A 25,856-nucleotide genomic window follows, 5' to 3' on the forward strand; every position below is an offset into this window, starting at 1 on the left:
AAATATGAAATTTGTCACATAGGGAAATCTGATGGGAAAGCCCCCCGTTCGGAGGGCAAAAAGGGTCACTGGGCCTGCGCGGCCTTTTCGTCCATGTACATCAGTTCCCAGATATGACCGTCCAAATCCTGGAACCCGTGACCGTACATAAAGCCGTAATCCTGCGGCTGATTATAGGTATTACCGCCGGCAGCAATCGCCTTGCGCACCAGTGCATCCACTGCCGCCCGATCGGGCTGCGACAGACACAGCAAAACCTCGGTCGATTTTTTGGCATCGACAATCGGATTCGGGGTGAACATTTTGAATTTGTCGTGGGTCAGCAACATCACATAAATACTGTCGCTAACTACCATGCAAGCGGCGGTATCATCGGTAAACCGGGGATTAAAGCTGAAGCCCAGTTCGGTGAAAAATGTCATGGATGCGGGCAGATTGCCCACCGGCAGGTTAACAAAGATTTGCGTAGCCATGGGCTACCTCCGATGAAGGGTGACCTCATCGAGTATAGCCCATCGCCTCAGCTCAGCAGGTCATAAGGCCCGCCCTGCTCCAGCGCCCGCTGGTAGGCCGGACGCGTATGAATGCGCTGTAGATAACCGCGCAGCTTGGGGCAACCGTCCAGTGCGCCACGTGACGCCATCGCCTCCAGCGGGAAGCTCATCTGGATATCCGCCGCGCTGAATTCATTACCGACAAACCAGGTGTTTTTGCTCAGGTGCTGTTCCAGATAATCACAGTGTGGCGCGATCTGTTTGTCCAGATATTCACGCTGCACGCCTTTGCCAATCGCCCCCGCCACCGGCCGCAGCAACCAGGGGATCGGCGGCTGGCCCAATCGGCTAAACACCAGCTTCATCACCAGCAATGGCATTAGCGACCCCTCGGCATAATGCAACCAATACCGGAACTGCTGACGGGCATGATAGTCGGTGGGAATAAACTGCCCCTGTGCGTCGTAGGCTTCCTGCAGGTATTCAATAATGGCGCCGGACTCCGCCAACGTCAGATCGCCATCAACAATCACCGGCGACTTGCCCAACGGATGAATTTTCTTTAACTCCGGCGGTGCCAGCATAGTTTGCGGATCGCGCTGATAGCGCTGCACCTGATAGGGCACGTTCAACTCTTCCAAAAACCACAGGATACGCTGCGAACGCGAGTTATTCAGATGGTGAACAATGATCATGAGGGCGCTCCTATCCGTTGCCATACCAATTCGCCTGTCTGCACGCCGTTGCCAAACTGTAGCGGTACCGTACGAAGCTCGAGACGATCGCCGGAGAAACGATAAAAGCGCACCTGGCGGCTACCGATCCAATTGGGGAACGAGCTGCCTTCGACCTGATGCACCACCCGCTGGTCGCTTTCATCCACCTGATAGCGGCCAAAATAACAAATCATGTTGATAAAGGCGGCGCGGAGCTCCTGTTCGCTGCCCTGTGCCAGATCGTCGGCGGCAAAGCATGGCCGGGTGGCGCTGTAGAGCTGCGCCGCCATGGTGCCATTGGGCTCGTAGTTAATGCGCCCCAGCACCTGCTCGCCCAGCGGGTGATTGACTCTGCCGTCTTCCCCTTTGAAGACAGAAGACACCAATGACCAACTGCCGATAAACGCGTTGACTGACATGCCGTTTACTCCTCTAAGGTTTCTGCTTACTCAAAGGGTAGTGGCGATTTTTCCAGCACGCCAGCGCAAGCCGCACCGCTCAAAAATAAGTCAATTTATTTGATAAAGATTATCAAAACTCTCCGATTTTCTATTCAGCCGCGCCAGCCTATTATCTACCACATCGAGAGGCAACAACCTCTCACCTAAAAAATACCCTGAGGATTGAATCATGAAAAACATCAAAATTTTTGCTACTGCTCTGCTGCTGACTACCGCCTCTTTCGCCAGCGTTGCTGCCGACCAGCCAACCAGCCAACCTGCTGCCGACGCCCAGAAAATCGGTGTGGTATCCGTTAGCGGTGCCTCTAACCTGAGCGCACTGGAAACTGAACTGGCCAACAAAGCCGCAGCATCAGGCGCCAGCTCTTACCGCATCATCTCCGCCGGTGGCCAGAACAAACTGTACGGCACCGCAGAAATCTTCAACTGATCGTCAGACAGTAAACTGACGGAAGAATGAAGCCCCGCAAGGGGCTTTTCACGTTTCTAGCGCGCGTCAAACCGAGCCGCCAGCTTCTGCAGGCGGAATTGTTCGGTGATGTAATCGACGAACACCCGGGTTTTGGTCGGCAGAAATTTGGTGGTGGGGAAATACAGGTGCACACTACCGCGATCGACATACCAGCCTGGCAATACTCGCACCAGGCGGCCGCTCTCCAGATAAGGTAACGCGTTCGGCATGCTGATCAGCGCAATGCCTAAACCCATTTCCGCGGCCCGTGCCGCCGCTTCCGGCTCGTTTACCGTCATTTTTATCATCATGCTCGGCGCTCGCTGCTCGTTATCCGCATTGCGCAGCGGCAGGTTGCGGACTCGCCCGGTTTGCGGTGAGCGAATAAAAATGCCCGCATGACTCACCAACTGTTCCGGCTGCTGGAGCAATGGGTACTGTTGCAAATACTGCGTCGAAGCCACCAGCACGCCGTGTGCCGGTGCCAGTTCGCGGGCGATCATCCCCTGCGCCAGTTCGATACCGCCTCCCATTGCCGCATCGAAATGCTCGCCAATCAAATCCACCTGACGGTTATCAAAATGCCAGTCTGGAACAATCGCCGGATAACGTGCCAAAAAATCCGGCAACATCGGCAGCACAAAATGCAGGCCAAAAGCGGTACCCATGCTGACCTTTAAGGTTCCCGCAGCGACCCCACCGCTGCTACTCAAACTTTTCAATGCACACTGGATCAACAGCAAGCCGCCGCTGACCTCCTGCAAAAAACGTTCGCCCTCTTCGGTCAGCGTCAATTTACGCGTATTGCGCTGGAATAGTCGCACGCCCACCAACGACTCCAGTTTGGTGACGTTCTTTCCCACTGCGGCAGAACTGATCCCCAACTTGCGGCCGGCGGCGGAAAAACTGCCGCTCTCTGCGCTGCTGACAAAACATTCCAGATGGCCGAGCATGATTTTTCTCCAACGATTTCAAACCAATGGTTTAAGCTGATTATAGCTCTTTGTGGCTAGTTACCGATCCGCGTTTCTCCGATACTGAACCGGTAGCTTTATTAACCTAATCCCACTCTGGAGAAACATCATGTCCGCAACTCTCTCTCTGCAAGGCAAAGTCGCATTCATTCAGGGCGGTTCACGCGGCATCGGTGCTGCCATCGCCAAACGCCTGGCGCGCGAAGGTGCCGCCGTGGCTTTCACTTACGTCTCTTCCGCCGGTAAAGCTGATGCACTCGTCGGTGAAATCACCGCTGCCGGCGGCAAGGCGCTGGCTATCAAGGCCGACAGTGCCGACGCAACAGCGCTGCAGCAGGCGGTACGCCAGGCAGTAAACAGCCTGGGCAATCTGGATATTTTGGTGAACAACGCCGGTGTGCTGGCGATGGGCAGCACCGAAGAACTACCGCTGGAAGATCTGGACCGCACGCTGGCGGTGAACGTCCGCAGCGTATTTGTCGCCAGTCAGGAAGCCGCGCGTCATATGAATGATGGCGGTCGCATCATCAATATTGGCAGCACCAACGCCGAACGTATGCCATTTGCCGGCGGCGCGGTATATGCGATGAGTAAATCTGCGCTGGTCGGCCTGACCAAAGGCATGGCACGCGATCTCGGCCCACGCGGCATTACCGTCAACAACGTGCAGCCCGGCCCGGTAGATACCGATATGAACCCGGACAACAGCGATTTCGCCGAGCAGTTGAAAGGGATGATGGCGATCGGTCGTTACGGCAAGGATGAAGAGATCGCCAGCTTCGTCGCCTATCTGGTTGGCCCCGAAGCGGGTTATATCACCGGAGCCAGCCTGAGCATTGACGGCGGCTTCTCGGCTTAATGTCCCCAGAAAAACAAAAAGCCCCTCTCGGGGCTTTTTTAGTTTGACTACAATGAGAAGACGCACCATTCGGAGTGTCTTCCATGAATGCCACCTCTTCCCAAAGATTGCTGGTCGCCTGCCTGGCGTGTCTCACAGCCCTGCTGTTCGCCAGTTCAGTATATGCTGCCCCCGCTAAGGACAAGACGCAGGATCAGGAAGAACCAGAGACGCTCCAGGTCAATATGGACGACATCATGCGGCCCTGGCTGGGGGATTTGCCAGGCATGCTCGACCGACGGGTGATTCGGGTATTGACGACTTACAGCAAGACCTTTTTCTTTATCACCAAGGGCACCCAGCGTGGAGCCACCCATGACATATTTATGGAGTTCGAGCACGACCTTAATCTCAAGTTGATGAAGGATAAAAAGCTCAAACAGCGCCATCTTAAGGTGCGCATCATCTTCGTGCCGGTAGCTCGTGACCAGTTACTCAATGCCCTCAATGAAGGCCGGGGCGATATTGCTGCCTCCAACCTCACCATTACCCCGGCGCGTCAGGAGCAAGTGACGTTCACCACCGCTCTTTATCCGAAAGTGAAGGAACTGCTGATTTCTGGCCCCTCCTCACCCAAAGTGGAAAACCTGGAACAACTTTCCGGAAAAACGGTATTCGTGCGCCTCTCATCGAGCTATCACGAAAGTCTGGTGGCCCTGAATAAGCGCTTTGCCCAGGAATCACGTCCTCCCGTTATTCTGGAGACTGCCCCCGAAGCGCTCGAGGATGAGGATCTGATCGAGATGCTGAGTGCCGGCCTCATTCCACTTATCGTGGTTGATCGCCATAAGGCTCTGTTCTGGAAACAGGTTTTCCCTAAAATTCAGATACACGAAAATGTGGTGCTGCGTGACGATGCCGACATCGCCTGGGCGGTGCGCAAGGATAACCCGCAGTTACTCGCTTTGCTCAACGGCTTCGTAGAAAAGAATCGCCAGGGTAGCAAGTTGGGGAACACCCTTCTGTTGCGCTACCTGAAAAATGCCAAATATGTCAAAAATGCGGCCTCAGAGAAGGAGCGCAGCAAATTTCTGGCGATGGTGGACGTGTTCAGGAAATATGGCGATCGCTATAACGTGGACTGGCTACTGATGGTGGCCCAGGGCTATCAGGAGTCGCGCCTCAACCAGTCGGTCCGCAGCCCGGTGGGGGCCATCGGTATTATGCAGGTGATGCCGGGCACCGGCAAAGAGCTGAAAGTCGGCGACATCCGCAAACTGGATCCCAATATCAATGCTGGGGTGAAATACATGCGCTGGATGATTGACCGCTACTACGCAGACGAGCCGATGACGCCACTCGACAAAGTGCTGTTCTCATTTGCCTCTTACAACGCAGGCCCAGCCCGCATCGCTCGTTTGCGAGCGGAAACGGAGAAACGTGGCTTTAACCCCAATATCTGGTTTGGCAATGTGGAATACCTGGCCGCCGAACGGATTGGGGCCGAGACGGTGACCTATGTCAGCAATATCTACAAATACTACGTCGCTTATCGGCTGATCATGGATCAGCGAACTCGCAAGCAGCAGGCCATGGACCAATCCAAAAGTGCGCCAGCAGCAGAGAAGCCGCCACAAGCCCCAGCCGTGCAGTGAGTTTGGCGTGAAAGTAGCCTCCTTCAGAAACAAAAAAGCCCCTTTCGGGGCTTTTTCATCGGCTTTAGACAACCTTATATCAGAAAGGAATATCGTCGTCGAAGTCCATTGGCGGTTCGTTGCTGCTGGCTGCCGGCGCATTGTTTTGCGCTGGGCGAGCCTGCTGGCCACCGCTGAACTGGTTGCCGCCTTGCGGCTGTTGAGGCTGACCCCAACCGCCCTGACCACCGGAAGCCTGGCCACCGCCTGCAGGTGCACCGCCGCCTTGACGGCCGCCCAGCATCTGCATGGTGCCGCCCACGTTTACAACGATCTCGGTGGTGTATTTTTCAACGCCAGCCTGATCGGTCCACTTACGGGTTTGCAGAGCGCCCTCGATATACACCTGGGAACCTTTACGCAGATATTCGCCCGCCACTTCAGCCAGCTTGCCGAACAGCACAACGCGGTGCCACTCAGTCTTTTCTTTCTGCTCGCCAGTCGCCTTGTCACGCCAGCTTTCGGAGGTCGCCAGGGTAATGTTGGCCACTGCGCCGCCATTCGGCATGTAACGGACTTCTGGGTCTTGGCCCAGATTCCCGACCAGAATTACTTTGTTTACGCCTCTGCTGGCCATGAGAACTCTCCTGAAGATTGATTTTTACACAGTATAAACGAGTAAGTTTAACACGCTCAGCCCGAAACGACACCCGTGTTGATAACTGCGTATTCTATTCCAGAATTGTCGTTCCGATCGACCTTGTTGCATTCGTATACTGGATATTCATTCAGGTTTTTTTGTGTCATAATTATGCGTTTCGTACTGGCTGTGCCGGTTTTTTGCGCGTTCGATCACAAAATCGTCCGTAAATCACCCAGACAGGCGCGGTGTATCATCAAGACGGGAAGTGTAAATGGACAATATCGAAGTTCGTGGTGCTCGGACCCATAATCTCAAAAACATCAACCTGATTATCCCGCGTGACAAGCTGATCGTCGTCACCGGTTTATCCGGTTCAGGCAAGTCCTCGCTGGCTTTTGATACTCTGTATGCCGAAGGGCAGCGTCGCTACGTCGAATCGCTCTCCGCCTATGCACGCCAGTTCCTCTCGCTGATGGAAAAACCGGACGTCGACCACATTGAAGGCCTGTCACCGGCGATCTCCATCGAGCAGAAATCGACCTCACATAACCCACGTTCTACGGTCGGCACCATCACCGAGATCCACGATTACCTGCGCCTGTTGTTTGCCCGCGTCGGCGAACCGCGCTGCCCGGAGCACCATGTCCCGCTGGCGGCGCAAACCGTCAGCCAAATGGTGGATAACGTGCTCAACCAGCCGGAAGGCAAACGCCTGATGCTGCTGGCACCGGTGGTAAAAGATCGCAAGGGCGAGCATACCAAAACGCTGGAAAATCTGGCCACCCAGGGCTATATCCGAGCGCGTATCGACGGTGAAGTCTGCGATCTTTCCGATCCGCCAAAATTGGAGCTGCAGAAGAAGCACACTATCGAAGTGGTGGTCGATCGCTTCAAGGTGCGTGACGATATGTCGCAGCGTCTGGCGGAATCGTTCGAGACCGCGCTGGAGCTGTCCGGCGGCACGGCCGTCGTCGCCGACATGGACGACGAGAAGGCCGATGAGCTGCTGTTCTCCGCCAACTTCGCCTGCCCCATCTGCGGCTACAGCATGCGCGAGCTGGAACCGCGGCTGTTCTCGTTCAACAACCCGGCCGGTGCCTGCCCGACCTGTGACGGCCTGGGCGTGCAGCAGTTCTTCGATCCGGAACGTGTGGTACAGAACCCTGAGCTTTCGCTGGCCGGCGGTGCGATCCGCGGCTGGGATCGCCGTAACTTCTATTACTTCCAGATGCTGCGCTCGTTGTCGGAGCATTACGCGTTCGACGTCGAAGCGCCGTTCAACAGCCTGGATGCCAACGTGCAGAAAGCGGTGCTCAGCGGTTCCGGCAAAGAAACCATCGAATTCAAATATATCAACGATCGCGGTGATACCACCGTGCGCCGCCATCCGTTCGAAGGCGTGCTGCACAATATGGAACGCCGCTATAAAGAAACCGAATCGAGCGCGGTACGCGAAGAGCTGGCCAAGTTTATCAGCAACCGTCCTTGCGCCTCGTGCCACGGCACCCGCCTGCGTGAAGAAGCGCGCAACGTGTTCGTTGAAGACACCACGCTGCCGGAAATCTCCGATCTGAGCATCGGCCACGCCATGAGCTTCTTCCAGAACATGAAGCTCAGCGGCCAACGCGCCCAGATTGCCGAGAAAGTGCTGAAAGAAATTGGCGATCGCCTGAAGTTCCTGGTGAACGTCGGCCTGAACTACCTGTCGCTGTCGCGCTCGGCGGAAACCCTGTCCGGCGGTGAGGCACAGCGTATCCGTCTGGCCAGCCAGATTGGTGCCGGTTTGGTGGGCGTAATGTACGTACTGGACGAGCCGTCAATCGGCCTGCATCAGCGCGACAACGAACGCCTGCTGGAAACGCTGATCCACCTGCGCAACCTCGGTAACACGGTGATCGTGGTTGAGCATGACGAAGACGCCATCCGCGCCGCCGATCACGTGATCGACATCGGCCCCGGTGCCGGGGTGCACGGCGGTCAGGTGGTGGCAGAAGGCACCGTCGAAGACATCATGGCGCAGCCGGAATCACTGACCGGCCAGTTCCTCAGCGGCAAACGTGGGATTGCCATTCCTGAGCAGCGTGTACCGGCGGACCCGACCAAGGTGCTGAAACTGAGCGGCGCGCACGGCAACAACCTGAAAGACGTGACGCTGACTTTGCCGGTGGGACTGTTCACCTGCATTACCGGGGTTTCAGGTTCGGGCAAGTCAACGCTGATCAACGACACGCTGTTCCCAATCGCCCAGCGCCAGCTCAACGGCGCCACCCTGGCCGAACCTGCACCTTTCCGCGAAGTGACCGGTCTGGAGCATTTCGACAAGGTGATCGACATCGATCAAAGCCCGATCGGTCGTACTCCACGTTCCAACCCGGCAACCTACACCGGCATCTTCACCCCGGTGCGTGAACTGTTCGCCGGCGTGCCTGAGTCGCGTAGCCGTGGCTACAACCCTGGCCGCTTCAGTTTTAACGTCAAAGGCGGCCGCTGCGAGGCCTGTCAGGGCGACGGCGTGATCAAGGTGGAAATGCACTTCCTGCCGGATATCTACGTGCCGTGCGATCACTGTAAAGGCAAGCGCTATAATCGCGAAACGCTGGAAGTGAAGTACAAAGGCAAAAGCATTCACGAAGTGCTGGAGATGACCATCGAAGAGGCGCGTGAATTCTTCGACGCGGTGCCGGCATTGGCGCGCAAACTGCAAACCTTGATGGAAGTGGGCCTGTCGTACATCCGTCTCGGCCAGTCGGCCACCACGCTGTCCGGCGGTGAGGCGCAACGCGTCAAGCTGGCGCGTGAGCTGTCGAAACGCGGTACCGGCCAAACGTTGTATATCCTGGATGAGCCGACCACCGGTCTGCACTTCGCCGATATCCAGCAACTGCTGGCAGTACTGCATCAGCTGCGCGACCAGGGCAATACCATCGTAGTGATTGAGCACAATCTGGACGTGATTAAAACCGCGGACTGGATCGTCGACCTGGGGCCGGAAGGCGGCAGCGGCGGCGGCGAGATCCTGGTGGCCGGCACGCCAGAAACCGTGGCCAACTGCGAAGCTTCACATACCGCGCGCTTCCTTAAGCCGTTACTGAAGAAGAAGTAATCCCTGCCCGGCGGGCCGTTCCTGTAGCGGCCCGCGCTATTACCTGTTTCGCTCAAATTGAACAGAAACAGGCAAGATTTAGACATTTTCAGGCATTTCCCTCCCCGCTCGCAGCTTTTATCATCAATGTTCCCTCTGTGGCCACCTGCTGTATCCAGGCCGCGTCTTACCGGCATCCTGCTGCCGGAAATTGTTCCCCACCCTTTGATGACTGGAGTGACCATGAACATTACGCACGCCTATGCCGCGCACGACGCCAAGTCAGCGCTTGTTCCTTTTGATTACACGCCGCGCACCCTGCGCGACCACGATGTGCAAATCAACGTTCTGTTCTGCGGCGTCTGCCATTCTGATCTACACCAGGCCCGCAACGAATGGAGCAACACGATTTTCCCGGTAGTGCCCGGCCACGAGATTGTTGGCCGCGTAAGCGCCGTCGGCAGCCATGTTTCTCGCTATCAGGTCGGCGATTTGGTCGGCGTGGGTTGTATGGTGGACTCTTGCCGTAGCTGTCCGAGCTGTGAAGAAGGACTGGAGCAATACTGTGAAAACGGCTTTACCGGCACCTATAACGGACAGGATCGGCAAACCGGTGCCATCACCTACGGCGGCTACTCAACCGCGATGACCGTGGACCAGGACTTTGTGCTGCGGGTGCCGGAGAACCTGGATCCGGCCGGTGTAGCGCCACTGCTGTGCGCCGGTATCACCACCTATTCCCCGTTGCGCCAATGGGGTGCCGGCCCCGGTAAAAAGGTCGGCATTGTTGGTCTGGGCGGATTAGGACATATGGGGGTCAAATTGGCCCGGGCGATGGGCGCGCATGTGGTGCTGTTCACCACCTCCGAATCCAAAGTCGAGGATGCCAAACGCCTCGGTGCCCACGAAGTGGTCATTTCCCGTGACCCGGAACAGATGGCGCAGCACACCAACAGCTTCGACTTTATTCTTAACACCGTCGCAGCCCAGCACGATCTGAACCCGTTCCTTAACCTGCTACGCCGCGACGGCACCCTGACGCTGGTCGGTGCCCCGGAACACGATCACCCGTCACCGCAGGTGTTTAATCTGATCATGAAACGCCGCCGCCTCGCCGGTTCGCTGATCGGCGGTATTGCAGAAACCCAGGAGATGCTGGATTTCTGCGGTCAGCACGGTATTACCTCGGACATCGAACTGATCCCGATGCAGCAAATCAACCAGGCCTATGAGCGGATGCTGAAAAGCGACGTGAAATACCGCTTCGTGGTGGATATCAACTCGCTGCGAGCTTAACTCTAAGGGCGCCATTCATTGTGGCGCCCGATTTTTGCTTACAGTTGTTTAATCACCCGTGCCGGGTTGCCGCCGACTACGCAGTTGGCCGGCACGTCTTTAGTGACCACCGCCCCGGATGCCACCACCACGTTATCCCCCAGAGTCACGCCAGGGTTAATCACCGCCCGGCCACCAATCCACACGTTATCGCCAATGCGCACCGGTTTGCCAAACTCCGCGCCGCCGACGCGGGTTTCCGCATCCAACGGATGGGTGGCGGTGTAGATATGCACCCCTGGTGCCAGCATGCAGTTATCACCGATATGCACTTCACACACGTCGAGGATCACGCAGTCAAAATTGGCGTAAAAGTTCTTACCCAGGTAGATGTTGTAGCCGTAATCGCAGCGAAAAGTCGGCTCGATGGTTCCACCCTGATACTGGCCCAACAGCTCCGCCAGCCACTGTTTACGCAGGTCAGTCTCATCCGGGGATGAATGGTTGTAATGGTGTACCAACTGACGTGCATGCTTACGCTCGCTGCGCAGTAGCTCGTCGCCGGCATCATACAACTCGCCGGCAATCATCTTGCGTTTCTGTTCACTCATGGCCATCTCACGGCATCCTTTGGTCTGGCAGTTTATGGTTAAAAAGCCTAGCCGTTCCCGTTGCACAATGAAGCGGGAACGTTCCCAGCATCAAGTGGCGATCACAATATGAGCGGTAAATAGGGTGATGGACGATAAAAAAGCAGGCGGTGCACCTGCCCTCAACGCCTAAGCGCGCAGTTCCTGGCGCACGTGGTCAGGTAACCCTTCCAGCACCAACTGATATGAACTGTCGATCAGGGTATAAAACTGCGAGTTCGGCAGGTTGCCGTCAAGAAACACCGTATTCCAGTGCGCTTTGTTCAGCCGCTCACAGGCGACGATCTCCGGATGGTGTTCCCGCAGGCTCTCCGCCAGTTCCGGGCTGGATTTTACCGCCAGCGCCGGCCGCCCCTGCACCTCGCACACCATGGCGAACATAACGTCGCCAACCTTGATCTGGCTGGCCTGCCACTGGTCCTGGTCGCTCTGTTCCGCGCCCGGCTTCGCCATGCAGTATTCCAGCAGTGCTGTGTTATTCATTGGGTTATTCCCCCTGTAAAGTGGCCACAACCCGGCGTGAACCGCCGTGGATGCGGTGCTCCCCCAGCCAAATTCCCTGCCATGTGCCCAGCATCAGTCGCCCGTGACCGACAGGCAACGTCAGGGACGTGCCCAACAGAGAGGATTTGATGTGCGCCGGCATGTCGTCCGGCCCTTCATAGTCGTGCTGATAGGGTGCGTTCTCTGGCACCTGACGCAGGAAATGCTGTTCCATGTCGGCTCGCACCGTAGGATCGCAGTTCTCGTTCAGCGTCAGCGAGGCCGAGGTATGTTGCAACAACAGGTGCAACAGGCCAGTTTGCAGGCGGTGTAAGTGGGTTAGCTGGTCGGTAATCTCTTCGGTAACCAGATGAAAACCACGCGCTTTTGCGCTGAGGATTAGCGTTTGCTGATGCCACATGAGTGAGCGCCCCTCAATCAGTATATTCTCTATCCAGTTTGCAGCAACTCCGGCGGCAAACCGACAACAAAAAGGGAGCGATATCGCTATCGCTCCCTTGCGAACTTCAAACCCTAACAACATTATTGCACTGCGGCAAACGCCTCGGCCACCTGATGCACGTTGTTATGGTTCAGGCCGGCCATGCAGACACGGCCGCTGTGGATCAGGTACACACCGAACTCTTCACGCAGGCGATCGACCTGTGCCGCGCTGAAACCGGTGTAGCTGAACATACCGCGCTGTTCCAGCAGGTAATCGAAGTTACGCTGCGGCAGAGCAACCTTCAGCGCTTCCACCAGCGTTTTACGCATCTCAAGGATACGGGTGCGCATGATTTCGACTTCTGCCAGCCACTGGGCTTTCAGCTGCGCATCGTTCAGCACCTTCGCCACCACCTGTGCACCGAAGTTCGGCGGGCTGGAATAGTTGCGGCGAACCGTGGCTTTCAGTTGACCCAATACGCGCCCCGCCGCCTCTTCGCTTTCGCACACCACCGACAAGCCGCCGACGCGTTCGCCGTACAGCGAGAAGATTTTAGAGAACGAATTACTTACCAGGCATGGCAGACCGGCCGCAGCCATAGTGCGGATGGCATAGGCATCATCGGCAATCCCACCGCCAAAGCCCTGATAGGCGATATCAAGGAACGGGATCAGTTCACGTTCGGCGATCACTTTGACCACTTCATCCCACTGAGCATGGGTCAGGTCAGAGCCGGTCGGGTTATGGCAGCACGGGTGCAGCAGCGCGATGCTGTGCTTCGGCAGCTGTTTCAATGCGCTCAGCATGGCGTCAAACTTCACGCCCAGGCTTTCGCTGTCGAAGTAGGGATAGGTATTGACCTTGAAACCGGCACCGCCAAAGATGGCGATGTGGTTTTCCCAGGTCGGATCGCTGACCCACACCTGCGAATCCGGGAAATAGCTTTTCAGGAAGTCGGCACCGACCTTCAGCGCGCCGGAACCGCCCACGGTTTGAATGGTGGCGATACGCCCCTGTTGCAACATCGGGTGCTCGGCGCCGAACAGCAGATGCTGAATGGCAGTACGGTAAGGCTGCAGGCCTTCCATCGGCAGGTATACTGACGCGCCGTGATCCACGCTGCTCAGTTGCGTTTCTGCGGCGGCAACCGCCTTCATCTGCGGGATAATGCCCTGCTCGTCATAGTAAAGGCCGATACTCAGGTTAACCTTGTGCGAACGGGGATCTTTTTTGAATTTTTCCATCAGCGACAGGATCGGGTCACCTACATAGGCATCAACGTTCTGAAACACGGGTTGTTCTCCTGGATTATTAGGGTTCGGGGGCACAGCATCAGGCTCTAATATAGACGGAAAACGGCGTTCGGTTTTAGCTTTATCGCGCAACCGGCAACAAACCGTTTTCCTTGATTCGGTTGAGCACCACCGCCGTTTTGATATGCGCCACGCTTTTATGCCGCGACAGCGTCTGACTGATAAAGTCGTCCAGCGCCGGCAGGTCCGCCACCGCGACCTTCAGCAGATAATCAGCATCGCCGGTAGTTTTATAGGCGTCAAGAATGGCATCCACTTCTTCCAGCATCTGGTGGAAACTGTCGATCTGCTCCTGAGCATGGTGAGTCAGGCTCACTTCTATCAGCCCCACCAACCCCAGCCCGACGGCCTCCGGTGCCAGCCGTGCATGGTAGCCACGGATCAGCTGCGCCTGCTCCAGACTGATGCGCCGCCGGGAACACTGGGAGGCCGACAACCCCACCAGATCGCTCAGTTCCTGATTGGTCAGACGGCCATTGGCCTGTAGCAGCGTCAGGATTTTCATATCAAAATCGTCAATGTTGTACATAGCCACCTGTAAACTGTGTTAATAAATGTTGACGTTACAGCCTATCAGTTTTTTGACTGTGGATACCCTTCCCCCACCGAGGTTGTGAAGCGCACAGCAGCAATGCCGAACGTTTCCACCTGCTAATGGCATAAAAAGTGGGTAACTCGCGCAAGTCAGCGACAATTAACGCCTAAAGAGCGCATAAAACCACGAATGTATAAAAAGGACGCCGATGAAAAAATTATTACCTCTCGCACTGCTGGTTGCCGCCGGGAGCGCCAGCGCTCAATCGCACCTGGATAAGGTGATCCAGCAGGGCACACTGGAAGTGTGCACCACCGGCGATTACAAGCCTTATACCTTCCTGAAAGAAGACGGTAGCTATGAAGGCATTGATATCGATATGGCGGAATCGCTGGCCAAAAGCCTGGGCGCCAAAGTGAAATGGGTAAAAACCAGTTGGAAAACCCTGACGCCGGACTTCGTCGCCGGTAAATGCGACATCGCCATGGGCGGTATCTCCGTCACGCTGCAGCGTCAAAGGCAGGTATTTTTCGCCGACATGCTGGATACCGACGGCAAGATCCCATTGGTACGCTGCACCGACGTGAAGAAATACCGCACCATCGACCAGATCAATAAACCGTCGGTGCGTCTGTTGGAGCCGGCGGGCGGCACCAACGAAGCCTTCGTGCACGCCTATCTGCCCAAGGCCAAACTGACGCTGACCCATGATAACGTGGGGATTTTCCAGCAGTTGGTCGACAAGAAAGCCGACGTCATGATCACCGACGCCTCCGAAGCGCTGTATCAGCAAAAACGTTTTCCGAAACTGTGCGCGGTGAATCCCAAAAAACCGATGCAATACGGCGAGAAGGCCTACATGCTACCGCGTGATGATTTAAGCTGGAAATTGTATGTGGATCAGTGGCTGCACCTGTCCAAAGCGACCGGCGAGTATCAGAGCATTATCGATCAATGGCTGGCGGTAAAGAAATAACGCGTTATTGATTGGGGCCGGCAGGCGCTGGCCCCTCACAGGCTATTCGCCGATGTATTCCATCGACACGCGCTGCGTTAGTTTGGTAATCAGTTCATAAGCGCTGATGCCGGTACAGTCGGCAATTCGTTCGACCGGTAAAGCCTGGCCCCACAGCACCACTTCATCGCCAACCTTATCGGTAGCTTCCGGCCCCAGATCGACCGACATCATGTCCATCGACACCCGACCCACTATCGGCACTTCACGGCCGTTGAGCCACACCGGTGTCCCCGTAGGTGCGCTGCGCGGGTAGCCGTCGCCATAGCCCATTGCCACCACGCCCAAACGGGTATCACCTGCGCTAACCCAGGTGCCGCCGTAGCCCACAGATTCACCGGCTTTGTGTTCACGCACCGCGATCAGGTTGGATTTAAGCGTCATCGCCGGTTGCAGGTCATACTGACAGCCCTGAGAGCCTTCCATCGGTGAAACACCGTACAGGATAATACCTGGACGTACCCACTCGTTGTGCGCATCCGGCCACAGCAGAGTGCCACCGGAGGCGGCGATCGAACGCTGCCCCGGTTTGCCGGCGGCAAAGCTTTCGAAACACTGTATTTGCTTGAGCGTCGTGTCCGACTCAGGCTCATCGGCGCGGCTGAAATGGCTCATGATATTAACCGGCTGCACCACGTTACGGCAGGCGCTCAGACGCTGATAGAACGCCTCTGCCTGCTCCGGGCGCACGCCCAGACGATGCATACCGGTATCGAGCTTCATCCACACCGGCACCGGGCGCGCCAGCTCGGCTTGCTCCAGCGCTTCGAGCTGTTCGATGCTGTGCACCGCGGTTTCGATGTTATTGGCCACCAACACCGGCAGGTCTTCCGCACAGAAGAAGCCTTCCAGCATCAGGATCGGTTTGACGATACCGCCGGAGCGCAACATCAATGCCTCGCCAATACGCGCCACGCCGTAGCAGTCGGCGTCTTGCAGGGTGTGCGCTGTTTCCAGCAGGCCATGTCCATAAGCGTTTGCTTTCACAACGGCAATCAGGCGACTTTGCGGCGCCTGACGGCGCACCTGTTGCAGATTATGTCGCAGAGCGCGGCGGTCGATTACAGCGGTTGCCGCTTTCATTTCAGTTCCTTAGCTGATTATTCGTCATCATATTGTGGCCCCGCGTAGTTATCGAAACGCGACCACTGGCCGTTAAAGGTCAGACGCACGGAACCGATTGGACCGTTACGTTGCTTACCTAAAATAATTTCGGCAATCCCTTTCAGATCGCTGTTCTCGTGATAAACCTCATCACGGTAGATGAACATAATCAGGTCGGCATCCTGCTCGATGGAACCGGACTCACGCAGGTCGGAGTTGACCGGGCGCTTGTCGGCACGCTGCTCCAGGCTTCGGTTCAACTGCGACAGCGCCACCACTGGCACCTGCAGTTCTTTCGCCAACGCCTTGAGCGAACGGGAAATTTCAGCGATCTCCAGCGTACGGTTGTCGGACAGGGACGGCACGCGCATCAGCTGCAGGTAGTCGATCATGATCAGGCTCAGGCCGTCATGTTCACGGAAAATACGGCGGGCGCGGGAGCGAACTTCGGTCGGCGTCAGGCCGGAGGAGTCATCAATGTACATATTGCGCTTCTCCAGCAGGATACCCATGGTGCTGGAGATTCGCGCCCAGTCCTCGTCATCGAGCTGGCCGGTACGAATGCGCGTCTGGTCTACGCGCGAAAGCGACGCCAGCATACGCATCATGATCTGGTTGCCTGGCATCTCAAGGCTGAAGATCAGCACCGGCTTTTCCTGCGTCATCGCGGCGTGTTCGCACAGGTTCATGGCGAAGGTAGTTTTACCCATCGAAGGACGGGCGGCGACGATAATCAGATCCGATTTCTGCAAACCGGCAGTTTTCTTATTGAGATCCTGATAGCCGGTATCTACCCCGGTAACGCCATCGTGCGGCTGCTGATACAGCTGTTCGATGCGCGCAACGGTATCTTCCAGGATACGCTCAATGCCTTTCGGGCCTTCATCTTTGCTGGCCCGGTTTTCCGCGATTTGGAACACCCGGGATTCAGCCAGATCGAGCAGGTCTTCACTGCTGCGACCCTGCGGATCATAACCGGCGTCGGCGATTTCATTGGCCACCGAGATCATCTCACGCACTACCGCACGTTCACGTACGATATCTGCATAAGCACCGATGTTGGCAGCACTTGGGGTGTTTTTCGATAATTCGGCCAGGTAGGCGAACCCACCGACGGAATCGAGCTCACCGCGCTGTTCCAGCGATTCGGACAGGGTGATCAGGTCGATCGGTCGGCTCATTTCCAGCAGGCGCTGCATCTCGGTAAAGATCAGGCGATGCGGGCGGCTGAAGAAATCGTTGGAGACGACGCGTTCGGACACGTTGTCCCAGCGCTCGTTATCCAGCATCAAACCGCCCAACACGGACTGTTCCGCCTCCAGCGAATGTGGCGGCATCTTCAGCCCTTCCATCTGGCGGTCTCTTGGGCGCTCTTTGGCTTCGTCTGCGTTTGTTCTGTTGGTTGGTTTTTTTCCTGCCATGAAACGTATTCTTTATCCGGTGGCGAATGGAGGATCCTGACGCGAGAGTATACGTGATTTTTAGCTGTGATTCCTGCGCATAACAGATGCAAAAAGTATCAAGCCACCCCAGGGCAAACTGGATCGCCGATGCTAAAACGCGTAGGGTGAAATCAGACCCCCACTCGAGGTAATGAAATGGCAAAGCGCATTCAATTCTCCGCCACCGGCGGCCCGGAAGTCTTGCAATATGTTGATTTTACCCCCGTAGATCCGGCAGCCGGTGAGGTGCAGATCGAGAATAAGGCGATCGGCATCAACTATATCGACACCTATGTGCGCAGCGGTCTGTACCCGCCGGCCAAACTACCGAGCGGGTTGGGCACCGAAGCAGCCGGGGTAGTCACCAGGGTCGGTGCCGGTGTCAGCGTGCTAAAACCGGGTGACCGGGTGGTGTATGCCCAGTCGACGCTTGGAGCCTACAGCGAAGTGCACAACGTTTCGCAGGAAAAAGTGGCATTGCTGCCGCATAACCTGAGTTTTGAGCAGGGCGCAGCCTCCTTCCTGAAAGGGCTGACGGTGCATTATTTGCTGTGCCAAACCCATGAGGTGCAACCGGGTGAAGTGTTCCTGTTCCATGCCGCCGCAGGGGGCGTTGGGCTGATAGCCTGCCAGTGGGCTAAAGCGCTCGGGGCAAAACTGATCGGCAGCGTCGGCTCCGACGAAAAAGCCGAGCTGGCGAAGCACGCCGGCGCTTGGGCAACCATCAATTACCATAAGGAAGATATCGCCCAGCGCGTGGCTGAGCTGACACAGGGCGAGAAAGTCGGTGTCGTTTACGACTCGGTAGGCCAAAGTACCTGGCAGGCCTCACTTAACAGCCTGAAACGCCGTGGGCTAATGGTGAGCTTCGGCAATGCCTCCGGCCCGGTCACCGGTGTTGATCTGGCGTTGCTGAACCAAAAAGGCTCGCTGTACGTCACCCGCCCTTCGCTTAACGGCTACATTACCAACCGTGCTGAACTGCAGTATGCCAGCAATGAGCTGTTTTCCTTGATCGGCAGCGGGGCTATCAAAGTCGACGTGAAGGAAGAGCAAAAGTTTGCGTTGGCCGATGCACAGCGCGCACATCAGGTGCTGGAAAGCCGCAACACCAGCGGTTCAAGCTTGCTGATCCCGGGTCGCTGAGATAAATATCCTTACAAACACAAGGCAATATAAAGCACTGTATCGCATCGAATAATTATCACGGAAGGAATATGATCTTCTGGTAATTCATGTTGATCAATAAGGAAATAACGCAGAAATGAAAATAAAAATGCTTGCCACAGCACTGGTTTTCGCCGTAACCCCTGCATTCGTCAGCGCAGCACCGGCGGCTACTCAGGACACAGAGCAAAACGTTTTGATGAAATACCAATACTCCAAGACCTATATGCAATGCATGGATAAGGATGGCGGTAACACGCCTGGTGCTGCCGCCTGTATCGAAGCGGAATTCAAACTCTGGGATGCGCGTTTGAACAAGGCCTATAAGGAATCACTCAAGTTTAAAGCCGCGCCAAAGGCCTGGCGTGAGGCGCAACGTAACTGGCTGAAGTTCAAAGACAGCCAGTGTCTTGCGCTGGTCGCAGCGCCGCATGGTTCCGGCGATATGCTGGACTCTGCTTCATGCCAACTGAATATGACCATTGATCGCACACTGCAACTCGAAAGTAATGACTGGCCAGCATCCTGATATCGCGGGATCATAACCAATAGAAAGGGCTCCTGACGGAGCCCTTTCTATTACTGCGTTTGTAGGGGTAGAGCAGAGTCCGCAAGAAACAGGGGGTTGCTTGAGCAACACTGGTATTGGGTAAATGTCTCTAGCGGTGATGAAATAGGTCGCATCGCTGCATCGACAAATATCCTAACAGCCCGGAAAGGCAAAAAACATGGCTAATACGCCGCATTAGCATTTAAAGCGCCAAGCTGTGATCGCTGCCGCATTCAGAACAAGTCTGTTGCGTAATTTTCAACGTGACCGCCTGATTATTCAACAAAAAATCAGTAGCGGCGTATTTGTGGTTTCTGCATCGAACGGTAAATCCAGACACCGACCACAGCCAGAATCAACCACGGCAACAGCTTAATCACCATCGCAAACAGCCCACCGAGTAACATAAACGCCGCCGCCACCAGTATCGCGGCAAACACGCCCAGCAGCGAAATCCCGGTCACCATCAGCATCACAACAAAACCGACCAGAAAGAAGAGTTCCAACATGATTTTGCTCCTTCGCAAAACAAAGTATCTGCTGAGCTATTACAAGAAGCGTGCCAAGCTGGCGTGGAAACCAAGTGATTGAAATTAAAAAAAAGGCACATCACATAATGCGACATGCCTGGTCAAAAACGCTAACTTTTAGTCAGATATTAATGTCAATTACGCCATTTCGGTACGCGGCAGGCGCACCAAATCCAGTGCTTGTTCAACCACGCGCGCATCTGCCCCTGGCTTATGGGCATTTTCGCTCAGGTGACGGCGCCACTGACGCGCACCCGGCACGCCCTGGAACAGGCCCAGAATATGGCGGGTAATATGGCCCAGGTAGGTGCCGTTCGACAGTTCGCGTTCGATGTAAGGATACAGCGACTCAATAATCGCCACGCTGTCCATCACCTCGGTCTGGCGGCCAAACAGTTCACTGTCGACCCGCGCCAGAATGCCTGGGTTCTGATAGGCTTCGCGCCCCATCATTACGCCGTCCAGATGCTGTAGGTGCTGCTTCGCCTCTTCCAGCGTTTTCACCCCACCATTGATGGCAAGAGTCAGTTCTGGGAAATCACGTTTTAACTGATAGACACGCGGATAATCCAGCGGCGGAACTTCACGATTCTCTTTCGGGCTCAGGCCCGACAGCCAGGCTTTACGCGCATGAATGGTGAACATATCGCATTCACCGCGTCCGGCAACGGTGGCGATAAAATCGCACAGAAACTCATAGCTGTCCTGGTCGTCAATACCGATACGGGTTTTCACAGTCACCGGGATCGACACCACATCACGCATCGCCTTGATGCAGTCGGCAACCAGTGTTGCCTGCCCCATCAGACAGGCGCCGAACATGCCATTCTGCACCCGATCGGACGGACAACCGACGTTGAGATTAATCTCGTCGTAGCCGCGCTGCTCAGCCAATTTGGCACAGTGTGCCAACGCGGTCGGATCGCTGCCGCCCAGTTGCAGCGCCACCGGATGTTCTTCTTCGCTGTAGGCCAGATAGTCACCCTTGCCATGGATAATCGCGCCGGTAGTCACCATTTCGGTGTACAGCAGCGTGTCCTTGGTCAGCAGGCGGTGGAAGTAACGGCAATGACGATCGGTCCAGTCGAGCATCGGCGCGATGGAGAAACGATTGGCGGCGTATTTTGAAGCGTTGTTGTCTGTCGTCATGCTGGGCTACTGGCTACCTGATTCTGTCTGGTTTCAACGAACGGCATGCTGCCGCAAACGGCTATTATAACGACAATCGGCCGCCTTGGGAAAACCACCGTGCCGCCTGACTAAAAAAAGCCCCCGAAAAAACGAATAAAAATGTGCTGTCGGGTGTTCTCTCGTTATGGGTGCAGCTCTGCGCCCTTCCCAATGAGGAAACAACCATGAACAGTTTCGTTAAACGCCTGTTGCTGCCTGTCATTGCCGGTTCTCTGCTGTTTTCCGGGGCGGCCCTGGCAATGGGCGGTGATGATAGCGGTCAGACCACCCCAACCTGCCCGAAAGGCCAGATATACGATACAAAAACCAAGACCTGCATGGTGGAAAAAAGCAGCATGATCGACGACAACGATCGGGCTAACTATGCCTATGCGCTGGCAAAAAGCGGTCGTTACCAGGAGGCGCTCGACGTGCTCAATACCCTGAAGGATCCTAACACCGCGGTTGCACTGAACTACCGCGGTTACGCGACCCGCAAGCTCGGCCGCACCGATGAAGGGATCGGCTACTATTTAAAATCAGTAGCGCTCGATCCGAAATACCCGAAAGTCCGTGAATATCTGGGTGAGGCCTATATGGTCAAGGGCCGTCAGGATTTGGCGAAAGAACAACTGAAGGTGATCCAGTCGCTATGCGGCACCGGTTGTGAAGAGTACCGCGATCTGGCGGCAGCCATCGATCACCACCCAGAATCATGATCTAGCCTGGCCCGGAGGTAAACATCAGTAGCGACGCGATCCGTAACGAAATCGGCCAGTATCTTTCCCGCCTGTGGCGCTATGGTCTGGTGCTTTCCCACCGGCGGGATGTTGCCGACGATTTGGTTCAAGCCACCTGCGTGCGGGCGCTGGAACGCGCCGCACAGTTTGCCGTGGGCACGCGGATGGACCGCTGGTTGTTTGCGATCCTTCATTCTATCTGGCTTAACGAGATTCGCGCCCAACATATCCGCCAGGGGCAGGGTTTTGTCGACGTCGACGAACTGGCCGGGTCGGAAAACAGTGAAGAGCCGATTTGGGCCAACGAGGTGATGCAGCGGGTTAACCGGCTGCCGGAGGCGCAGCGCAATACGCTGTTTCTGGTCTATGTGGAGGAGCTGTCTTACCGTGAGGCTGCCGAGGTGCTTGGCGTGCCCATCGGCACCATCATGAGCCGTCTGGCGGCGGCACGCCTGAGATTGGCAAATGACAGCATGCTGCAGACCCGTTCACCCCAGGCAAAAGGAGAACAATCATGAGCTCAACCTACGCTGCGGATGAACTGCTGGTCGCCTATCTGGACAATCAATTGGACCCACGGCAGCGCCAGCTTCTGGAACAGCGCCTGATCGATGAACCCGCGCTGGCCGAACGTTTGTCGTTATTGGCACGCAGCACCCTGCCTTTTAAGCAGGCATTTGCTCCGTTGCTTGATGAGGCGCCGGTCCAACGTCTACGCGCCGCAGGCCCCATTACCACCCCAGTGCCGCAGCGCGGTGTCAGTCGGCGTAGCCTGATCGCCGCCGCGGTTGGTTTTCTGGCACTGGGCATCGCAGGCGATCGCGCCTATTTACAGTTCAGCCAGCCAGAAGACAACTGGCGCGGTTTGGTCGCCCAATATATGGCACTGTACACGCCGGAAACGCTGGCAGGCTTCGATGACACGGCTACACAGATTGCCCATCAGCTACAGCAAACCGGCGATCGGCTGGGCATCGCACTCTCGCTACCGAAGTTAATGTTGAGCGGCGCCGAGCTGAAAAACGCTCGCGTGCTGGCTTACGACGATCGGCGTATCGCTCAATTAACCTGGCTGGATGCTCAATTCGGTGCGCTGGCACTGTGTATTGTTCAGCAACCGGGCAAGTCTCAGTCCGCCCAAAGCGAGCGCCGCCAGGGAATGAACGTGGTCTACTGGGCCGATGGCCGTCATGGTTTTATGCTGATTGGGCATAACCCTGCGCCGGAAATGGCCGCGTTAGCAGAGCGCTTGCAACACTCACTTGCCAGCTAAGACCCCACTCCAAGTGTGAACATCGTCACACTGGTGACGGACGGCAGGCGCTAAACCAGTCGATTAGTGCGCCATATCAGAGGAAAAGGGGCCGACTCTCGGCGATTTGACTGAAGCATGGTAAAATCGGCTTTTTTACGTACCGGGAAATTTGCCATGAACTCAAACACCCAGGAAAAGCTGCTGGCACAGGCTGAACAACTCTGTCAGCAACGCAATGTGCGTCTGACACCGCAGCGGCTGGAAGTGTTACGCCTGATGGCACAGCAGCCCGGTGCCATCAGCGCTTACGACCTGCTCGATCTGCTGCGCGTCGCCGAACCCCAGGCCAAACCACCGACGGTGTACCGTGCTCTGGATTTTCTGCTGGAACAAGGCTTCATTCACCGGGTGGAATCCGCCAACAGCTACGTGCTGTGCCATCACTTCGAACAGCCGACGCACACTTCCGCGCTGTTTATCTGCGATCGCTGTGGTCAGGTGACTGAACGCACTACCGAAGGGGTCGAAGAGACACTGCAGAAACTGGCGAAGGAGTCTGGTTTTGTTCTACGTCATAACGTGGTGGAGGCGCATGGCCTGTGTGCGGGTTGCGTTGAGGTAGAAGCCTGTGACAGCAAGCATGACTGCGGCGAACACGATCACAGCATCGCCATCAAGAAGAAATAGGTTGGATTTTCAGGTACCTCCCTGTACCTGCAGGCTTGGCGTCAAGGGGATAAAAACGCCGGGCCTTTAAAAGTAGCTTATGGCCGCAATCCGCTGTGGCCCAGCGCGCTACCAGCGATACTTATTGTGGTCTTCCCAGGATTTAACTTCTTTCTCGGCCGCCTCTTTCTGGTAGCCATAACGTTCCTGAATTTTACCGACAAGCTGTTCACGCTTCCCTTCAATGACCGTCAGATCGTCATCGGTCAGCTTGCCCCACTTTTCCTTCACTTTCCCTTTAAACTGCTTCCAGTTACCGTCGGCTTGATCTTTGTTCATAACCTCTCCGTTACCTGTGATTAGTCAGTTTTAAACACCTGTGGCCGGACTTAACTGAGTAATTATTTCGGTCAATCGACCTGAATAAAAGGGTTGTCAGTTCCCATTTATTCCGCCAGCCACATGATTAACTATAGCTACAGATAGCGATAAAAAAGAAAAAATCAGGATAAAAATTCAAAAAACAAAGAAAAATCAGTAAAAACCCCAGAAGAACAGTAAGTAAGCGGAAACAATTTCGCTCAAGAAAATGTAACTTAATATAAATAAAAACATAAACAAAATTAATGTTTATGCATTTTTTGACTGTGTCGCATCCGCTGCAAACCAGGTCCCTCGCACCCTGTGGCGATGCCAAATCCACCCGAGAGAAAGGCCGCGTAGCGAAAGAAATACCGCCAGCGCCAGCCACAATCCATGGTTGCCCAGTACAGGCAGGGTAAACAGCGTCAGCCCATAACCGGCGGCGGCTACTGCCATGCTGTTGCGCATTTCTGCGCCGCGGGTGGCACCAATAAACATGCCGTCCAGCAAATAGCACCATACTCCCACCAACGGCAGCACTACCTGCCACGGCAAATAGTGGCTCGCCAGTGCGCGCAGCTCCGGTAAAGAGGTTAAGGCGGCAATGATTTGCTGCCCGGCAACGGCATAGATCAGACCAAAACCCAACGCCACCAGACAGGCTTGCCGACAAGCCGCACGCCATACTTTGCGCAGTTGGCTATCGTCACGGGCCCCATAGGCATGGCCCGAATGTGCCTCTACCGCGTAGGCAAAACCGTCCAGCGCATAAGCGGTGAAGGTCAGCAAATTCATCAGCACCGCATTTACCGCGACCACCTCGCCACCCAGCCGGGCACCGAAAATGGTCAACGAGGCAAAACACAGTTGCAGCAGCAATGAACGCAGCATAATGTCGCGATTCAACGCCAGCAGACGCCGCAGATTACCGCGCCAGGCTTGGCTCAGCATTGGCACAGAAATGCCGCGTATGCGCATCACGCGCCAGGACAGCCATAATCCCAACAGCAGCGTGGCATATTCAGAGATGGCGGTCGCGGTCGCGGCCCCCTGCACGTTCCAGCCCAGTCCCATCACCAGCCAGATATCCAATGCGATATTCAGCAGGTTGCCGATAATCAGCAGGATCACCGGTGCGCGTACGTATTGCACGCCAAGCAACCAACCCAGGATCACCATATTCGCCAGCGCCGCCGGGGCGCTCAGCCAGCGGATCTCGAGGAATAAGCGAGCCTGTTCCAGCACCGCCCCATCGCCACCAACGATTTTTAGTGCCAACTCAATCAGCGGATAGCGCAGTAACACAATAGCCACCCCGGCCAACACCGCCAGCAGCAACGGCTGCATAAAGGCTCGTGCCAGACCCTGAGGATTTTGTGCCCCCAACGCCTGAGCAGTCAGCCCGGTGGTGCTCATACGCAGAAACAGCAACAGCATAAACAGGAAGCTGGTGGCCATGGAGCCAACCGCTACGCCACCCAGATAGGTCGGGCTGTCGAGGTGGCCGATGACTGCGGTATCCACCAGCCCAAGCAGCGGCACGGTGATATTGGAGAAAATCATGGGCAGCGCAAGGCGCCACAGGGCTTTATCGGTATCGCTGGTGAAGGCAGAAAGCAGGCGCATAGTGAAATGTTCCCGTGTATACCCGTCATCTTTCAAGTTGCAGCGTTGTTATCTGCACTCAGTTATGTGGCCCGTCCATGAGCCACACCCCTTCGGGGCCGCTGCAAACAGCGTTCAAATCTGCTCCCGGCAGATTTGTCACCCCAGTTACTTACCTGAGTAAGCGCCTGGGGGTGAGCGAGTTGGCCGCCTAGCTGCAACTTGAAAGCTATAGGGTATATAGTGAATCAGATA

General features: G+C 55.9%; 28 protein-coding genes. 12 read left to right on the forward strand and 16 right to left on the reverse strand.

Going from position 1 to position 25,856, the window contains the following annotated elements; genetic code table 11:
- Positions 1-65 precede the first annotated feature (65 nt).
- Genes SERS4_RS0122890 through SERS4_RS0122900 form a run of 3 tightly spaced genes read right to left on the reverse strand, consistent with a single transcriptional unit; the run spans position 66 to position 1,629 of the window.
- Complete coding sequence (locus SERS4_RS0122890) at positions 66-473, reverse strand: VOC family protein (protein ID WP_012147126.1); 408 nt, start codon at positions 471-473, stop codon at positions 66-68.
- A gap of 47 nt (positions 474-520) precedes the next feature.
- A complete protein-coding gene (locus tag SERS4_RS0122895) occupies positions 521-1,189 on the reverse strand; it encodes a glutathione S-transferase family protein (RefSeq protein WP_017894184.1) in 669 nt (222 codons plus the stop codon).
- Complete coding sequence (locus tag SERS4_RS0122900) at positions 1,186-1,629, reverse strand: lipocalin-like domain-containing protein (RefSeq protein WP_017894185.1); 444 nt, start codon at positions 1,627-1,629, stop codon at positions 1,186-1,188. Before SERS4_RS0122900 ends, SERS4_RS0122895 begins: the two co-directional genes overlap by 4 nt.
- 211 nt (positions 1,630-1,840) lie before the next feature.
- Here SERS4_RS0122900 and SERS4_RS0122905 point away from each other — a divergent pair, with 211 nt between their 5' ends.
- On the forward strand, positions 1,841-2,101 hold the full coding sequence (locus SERS4_RS0122905; protein ID WP_012147129.1) for a YdgH/BhsA/McbA-like domain containing protein: 261 nt from the start codon (positions 1,841-1,843) through the stop codon (positions 2,099-2,101).
- A 56-nt stretch (positions 2,102-2,157) separates the two neighbouring features.
- Here the strand turns inward: SERS4_RS0122905 and SERS4_RS0122910 are convergent, their stop codons facing one another.
- The gene (locus SERS4_RS0122910) at positions 2,158-3,075 is read right to left on the reverse strand and encodes a LysR family transcriptional regulator (protein WP_017894186.1); all 918 of its coding nucleotides are present in this window, start codon (positions 3,073-3,075) and stop codon (positions 2,158-2,160) included.
- A gap of 130 nt (positions 3,076-3,205) precedes the next feature.
- Here SERS4_RS0122910 and SERS4_RS0122915 point away from each other — a divergent pair, with 130 nt between their 5' ends.
- Positions 3,206-3,955, forward strand: a complete 750-nt coding sequence (locus SERS4_RS0122915; protein WP_017894187.1) for a 3-oxoacyl-ACP reductase family protein — start codon at positions 3,206-3,208, stop codon at positions 3,953-3,955.
- A gap of 83 nt (positions 3,956-4,038) precedes the next feature.
- The gene (locus SERS4_RS0122920) at positions 4,039-5,589 is read left to right on the forward strand and encodes a lytic transglycosylase F (RefSeq protein ID WP_017894188.1); all 1,551 of its coding nucleotides are present in this window, start codon (positions 4,039-4,041) and stop codon (positions 5,587-5,589) included.
- Between the two features lie 79 nt (positions 5,590-5,668).
- Here the strand turns inward: SERS4_RS0122920 and ssb1 are convergent, their stop codons facing one another.
- Entirely contained in the window at positions 5,669-6,205 is a 537-nt protein-coding gene (ssb1, locus tag SERS4_RS0122925; protein ID WP_017894189.1) for a single-stranded DNA-binding protein SSB1, read from the reverse strand.
- Between the two features lie 277 nt (positions 6,206-6,482).
- Between ssb1 and uvrA the strand changes: the two genes are divergently transcribed.
- On the forward strand, positions 6,483-9,314 hold the full coding sequence (gene uvrA / locus SERS4_RS0122930) for an excinuclease ABC subunit UvrA (RefSeq protein WP_017894190.1): 2,832 nt from the start codon (positions 6,483-6,485) through the stop codon (positions 9,312-9,314).
- Positions 9,315-9,536: 222 nt separating this feature from the next.
- Positions 9,537-10,589: an NAD(P)-dependent alcohol dehydrogenase gene (locus SERS4_RS0122935; protein ID WP_017894191.1), complete on the forward strand. Its 1,053-nt coding sequence runs from the start codon at positions 9,537-9,539 to the stop codon at positions 10,587-10,589.
- Positions 10,590-10,627: 38 nt separating this feature from the next.
- Here the strand turns inward: SERS4_RS0122935 and maa are convergent, their stop codons facing one another.
- The 5 genes from maa to SERS4_RS0122960 form a co-directional block, all read right to left on the reverse strand.
- Positions 10,628-11,185: a maltose O-acetyltransferase gene (gene maa / locus SERS4_RS0122940; protein ID WP_012147136.1), complete on the reverse strand. Its 558-nt coding sequence runs from the start codon at positions 11,183-11,185 to the stop codon at positions 10,628-10,630.
- 162 nt (positions 11,186-11,347) lie between these two features.
- Positions 11,348-11,701, reverse strand: coding sequence for an MmcQ/YjbR family DNA-binding protein (locus SERS4_RS0122945; protein ID WP_017894192.1), 354 nt, complete (start codon positions 11,699-11,701; stop codon positions 11,348-11,350).
- 4 nt (positions 11,702-11,705) lie between these two features.
- Positions 11,706-12,122 carry a secondary thiamine-phosphate synthase enzyme YjbQ gene (locus tag SERS4_RS0122950; RefSeq protein ID WP_017894193.1) on the reverse strand — a complete coding sequence of 139 codons (417 nt, stop codon included), beginning with the start codon at positions 12,120-12,122 and terminating at the stop codon, positions 11,706-11,708.
- Positions 12,123-12,244: 122 nt separating this feature from the next.
- The gene (locus SERS4_RS0122955; protein ID WP_017894194.1) at positions 12,245-13,438 is read right to left on the reverse strand and encodes an amino acid aminotransferase; all 1,194 of its coding nucleotides are present in this window, start codon (positions 13,436-13,438) and stop codon (positions 12,245-12,247) included.
- 82 nt (positions 13,439-13,520) lie between these two features.
- Positions 13,521-13,988 carry an Lrp/AsnC family transcriptional regulator gene (locus tag SERS4_RS0122960; RefSeq protein ID WP_012147140.1) on the reverse strand — a complete coding sequence of 156 codons (468 nt, stop codon included), beginning with the start codon at positions 13,986-13,988 and terminating at the stop codon, positions 13,521-13,523.
- A gap of 214 nt (positions 13,989-14,202) precedes the next feature.
- Here SERS4_RS0122960 and SERS4_RS0122965 point away from each other — a divergent pair, with 214 nt between their 5' ends.
- The gene (locus tag SERS4_RS0122965; protein ID WP_012147141.1) at positions 14,203-14,970 is read left to right on the forward strand and encodes a transporter substrate-binding domain-containing protein; all 768 of its coding nucleotides are present in this window, start codon (positions 14,203-14,205) and stop codon (positions 14,968-14,970) included.
- A 42-nt stretch (positions 14,971-15,012) separates the two neighbouring features.
- On the opposite strand, the gene alr is transcribed toward SERS4_RS0122965, so the two are convergent.
- Both alr and dnaB read right to left on the reverse strand, forming a co-directional pair.
- Positions 15,013-16,092: an alanine racemase gene (gene alr / locus SERS4_RS0122970; protein ID WP_017894195.1), complete on the reverse strand. Its 1,080-nt coding sequence runs from the start codon at positions 16,090-16,092 to the stop codon at positions 15,013-15,015.
- A gap of 17 nt (positions 16,093-16,109) precedes the next feature.
- A complete protein-coding gene (dnaB, locus tag SERS4_RS0122975) occupies positions 16,110-17,534 on the reverse strand; it encodes a replicative DNA helicase (protein ID WP_012147143.1) in 1,425 nt (474 codons plus the stop codon).
- Positions 17,535-17,711: 177 nt separating this feature from the next.
- Between dnaB and SERS4_RS0122980 the strand changes: the two genes are divergently transcribed.
- Positions 17,712-18,701 (forward strand): quinone oxidoreductase, encoded by a 990-nt coding sequence (locus SERS4_RS0122980; RefSeq protein WP_017894197.1) that lies wholly within the window; start codon positions 17,712-17,714, stop codon positions 18,699-18,701.
- Positions 18,702-18,819: 118 nt separating this feature from the next.
- Positions 18,820-19,251 (forward strand): lysozyme inhibitor LprI family protein, encoded by a 432-nt coding sequence (locus SERS4_RS0122985; protein WP_017894198.1) that lies wholly within the window; start codon positions 18,820-18,822, stop codon positions 19,249-19,251.
- A gap of 311 nt (positions 19,252-19,562) precedes the next feature.
- On the opposite strand, the gene pspG is transcribed toward SERS4_RS0122985, so the two are convergent.
- Complete coding sequence (gene pspG, locus SERS4_RS0122990) at positions 19,563-19,781, reverse strand: envelope stress response protein PspG (RefSeq protein WP_012147146.1); 219 nt, start codon at positions 19,779-19,781, stop codon at positions 19,563-19,565.
- A gap of 159 nt (positions 19,782-19,940) precedes the next feature.
- The gene (gene dusA, locus SERS4_RS0123000; RefSeq protein WP_017894199.1) at positions 19,941-20,951 is read right to left on the reverse strand and encodes a tRNA dihydrouridine(20/20a) synthase DusA; all 1,011 of its coding nucleotides are present in this window, start codon (positions 20,949-20,951) and stop codon (positions 19,941-19,943) included.
- Positions 20,952-21,157: 206 nt separating this feature from the next.
- On the opposite strand from dusA, the gene SERS4_RS0123005 reads away from it, so the two are divergent.
- The 4 genes from SERS4_RS0123005 to zur all read left to right on the forward strand — a co-directional run bounded on the left by SERS4_RS0123005 (position 21,158) and on the right by zur (position 23,654).
- A complete protein-coding gene (locus SERS4_RS0123005; protein WP_012147148.1) occupies positions 21,158-21,691 on the forward strand; it encodes a tetratricopeptide repeat protein in 534 nt (177 codons plus the stop codon).
- Between the two features lie 89 nt (positions 21,692-21,780).
- Complete coding sequence (locus tag SERS4_RS0123010; protein WP_026142556.1) at positions 21,781-22,230, forward strand: RNA polymerase sigma factor; 450 nt, start codon at positions 21,781-21,783, stop codon at positions 22,228-22,230.
- Entirely contained in the window at positions 22,227-22,985 is a 759-nt protein-coding gene (locus SERS4_RS0123015) for an anti-sigma factor (protein ID WP_017894201.1), read from the forward strand. The genes SERS4_RS0123010 and SERS4_RS0123015 overlap by 4 nt, the downstream gene beginning before the upstream one ends.
- 156 nt (positions 22,986-23,141) lie before the next feature.
- Positions 23,142-23,654 carry a zinc uptake transcriptional repressor Zur gene (gene zur / locus SERS4_RS0123020; RefSeq protein ID WP_026142557.1) on the forward strand — a complete coding sequence of 171 codons (513 nt, stop codon included), beginning with the start codon at positions 23,142-23,144 and terminating at the stop codon, positions 23,652-23,654.
- A 108-nt stretch (positions 23,655-23,762) separates the two neighbouring features.
- On the opposite strand, the gene SERS4_RS0123025 is transcribed toward zur, so the two are convergent.
- Both SERS4_RS0123025 and dinF read right to left on the reverse strand, forming a co-directional pair.
- Entirely contained in the window at positions 23,763-23,972 is a 210-nt protein-coding gene (locus SERS4_RS0123025) for a CsbD family protein (RefSeq protein ID WP_017894203.1), read from the reverse strand.
- A gap of 291 nt (positions 23,973-24,263) precedes the next feature.
- Positions 24,264-25,622 carry an MATE family efflux transporter DinF gene (gene dinF, locus SERS4_RS0123030; RefSeq protein WP_017894204.1) on the reverse strand — a complete coding sequence of 453 codons (1,359 nt, stop codon included), beginning with the start codon at positions 25,620-25,622 and terminating at the stop codon, positions 24,264-24,266.
- Between the last annotated feature and the right edge of the window lie 234 nt (positions 25,623-25,856).

The sequence above is a fragment of the Serratia sp. S4 genome, from assembly GCF_000347995.1.
GTDB lineage: Bacteria > Pseudomonadota > Gammaproteobacteria > Enterobacterales > Enterobacteriaceae > Serratia > Serratia quinivorans.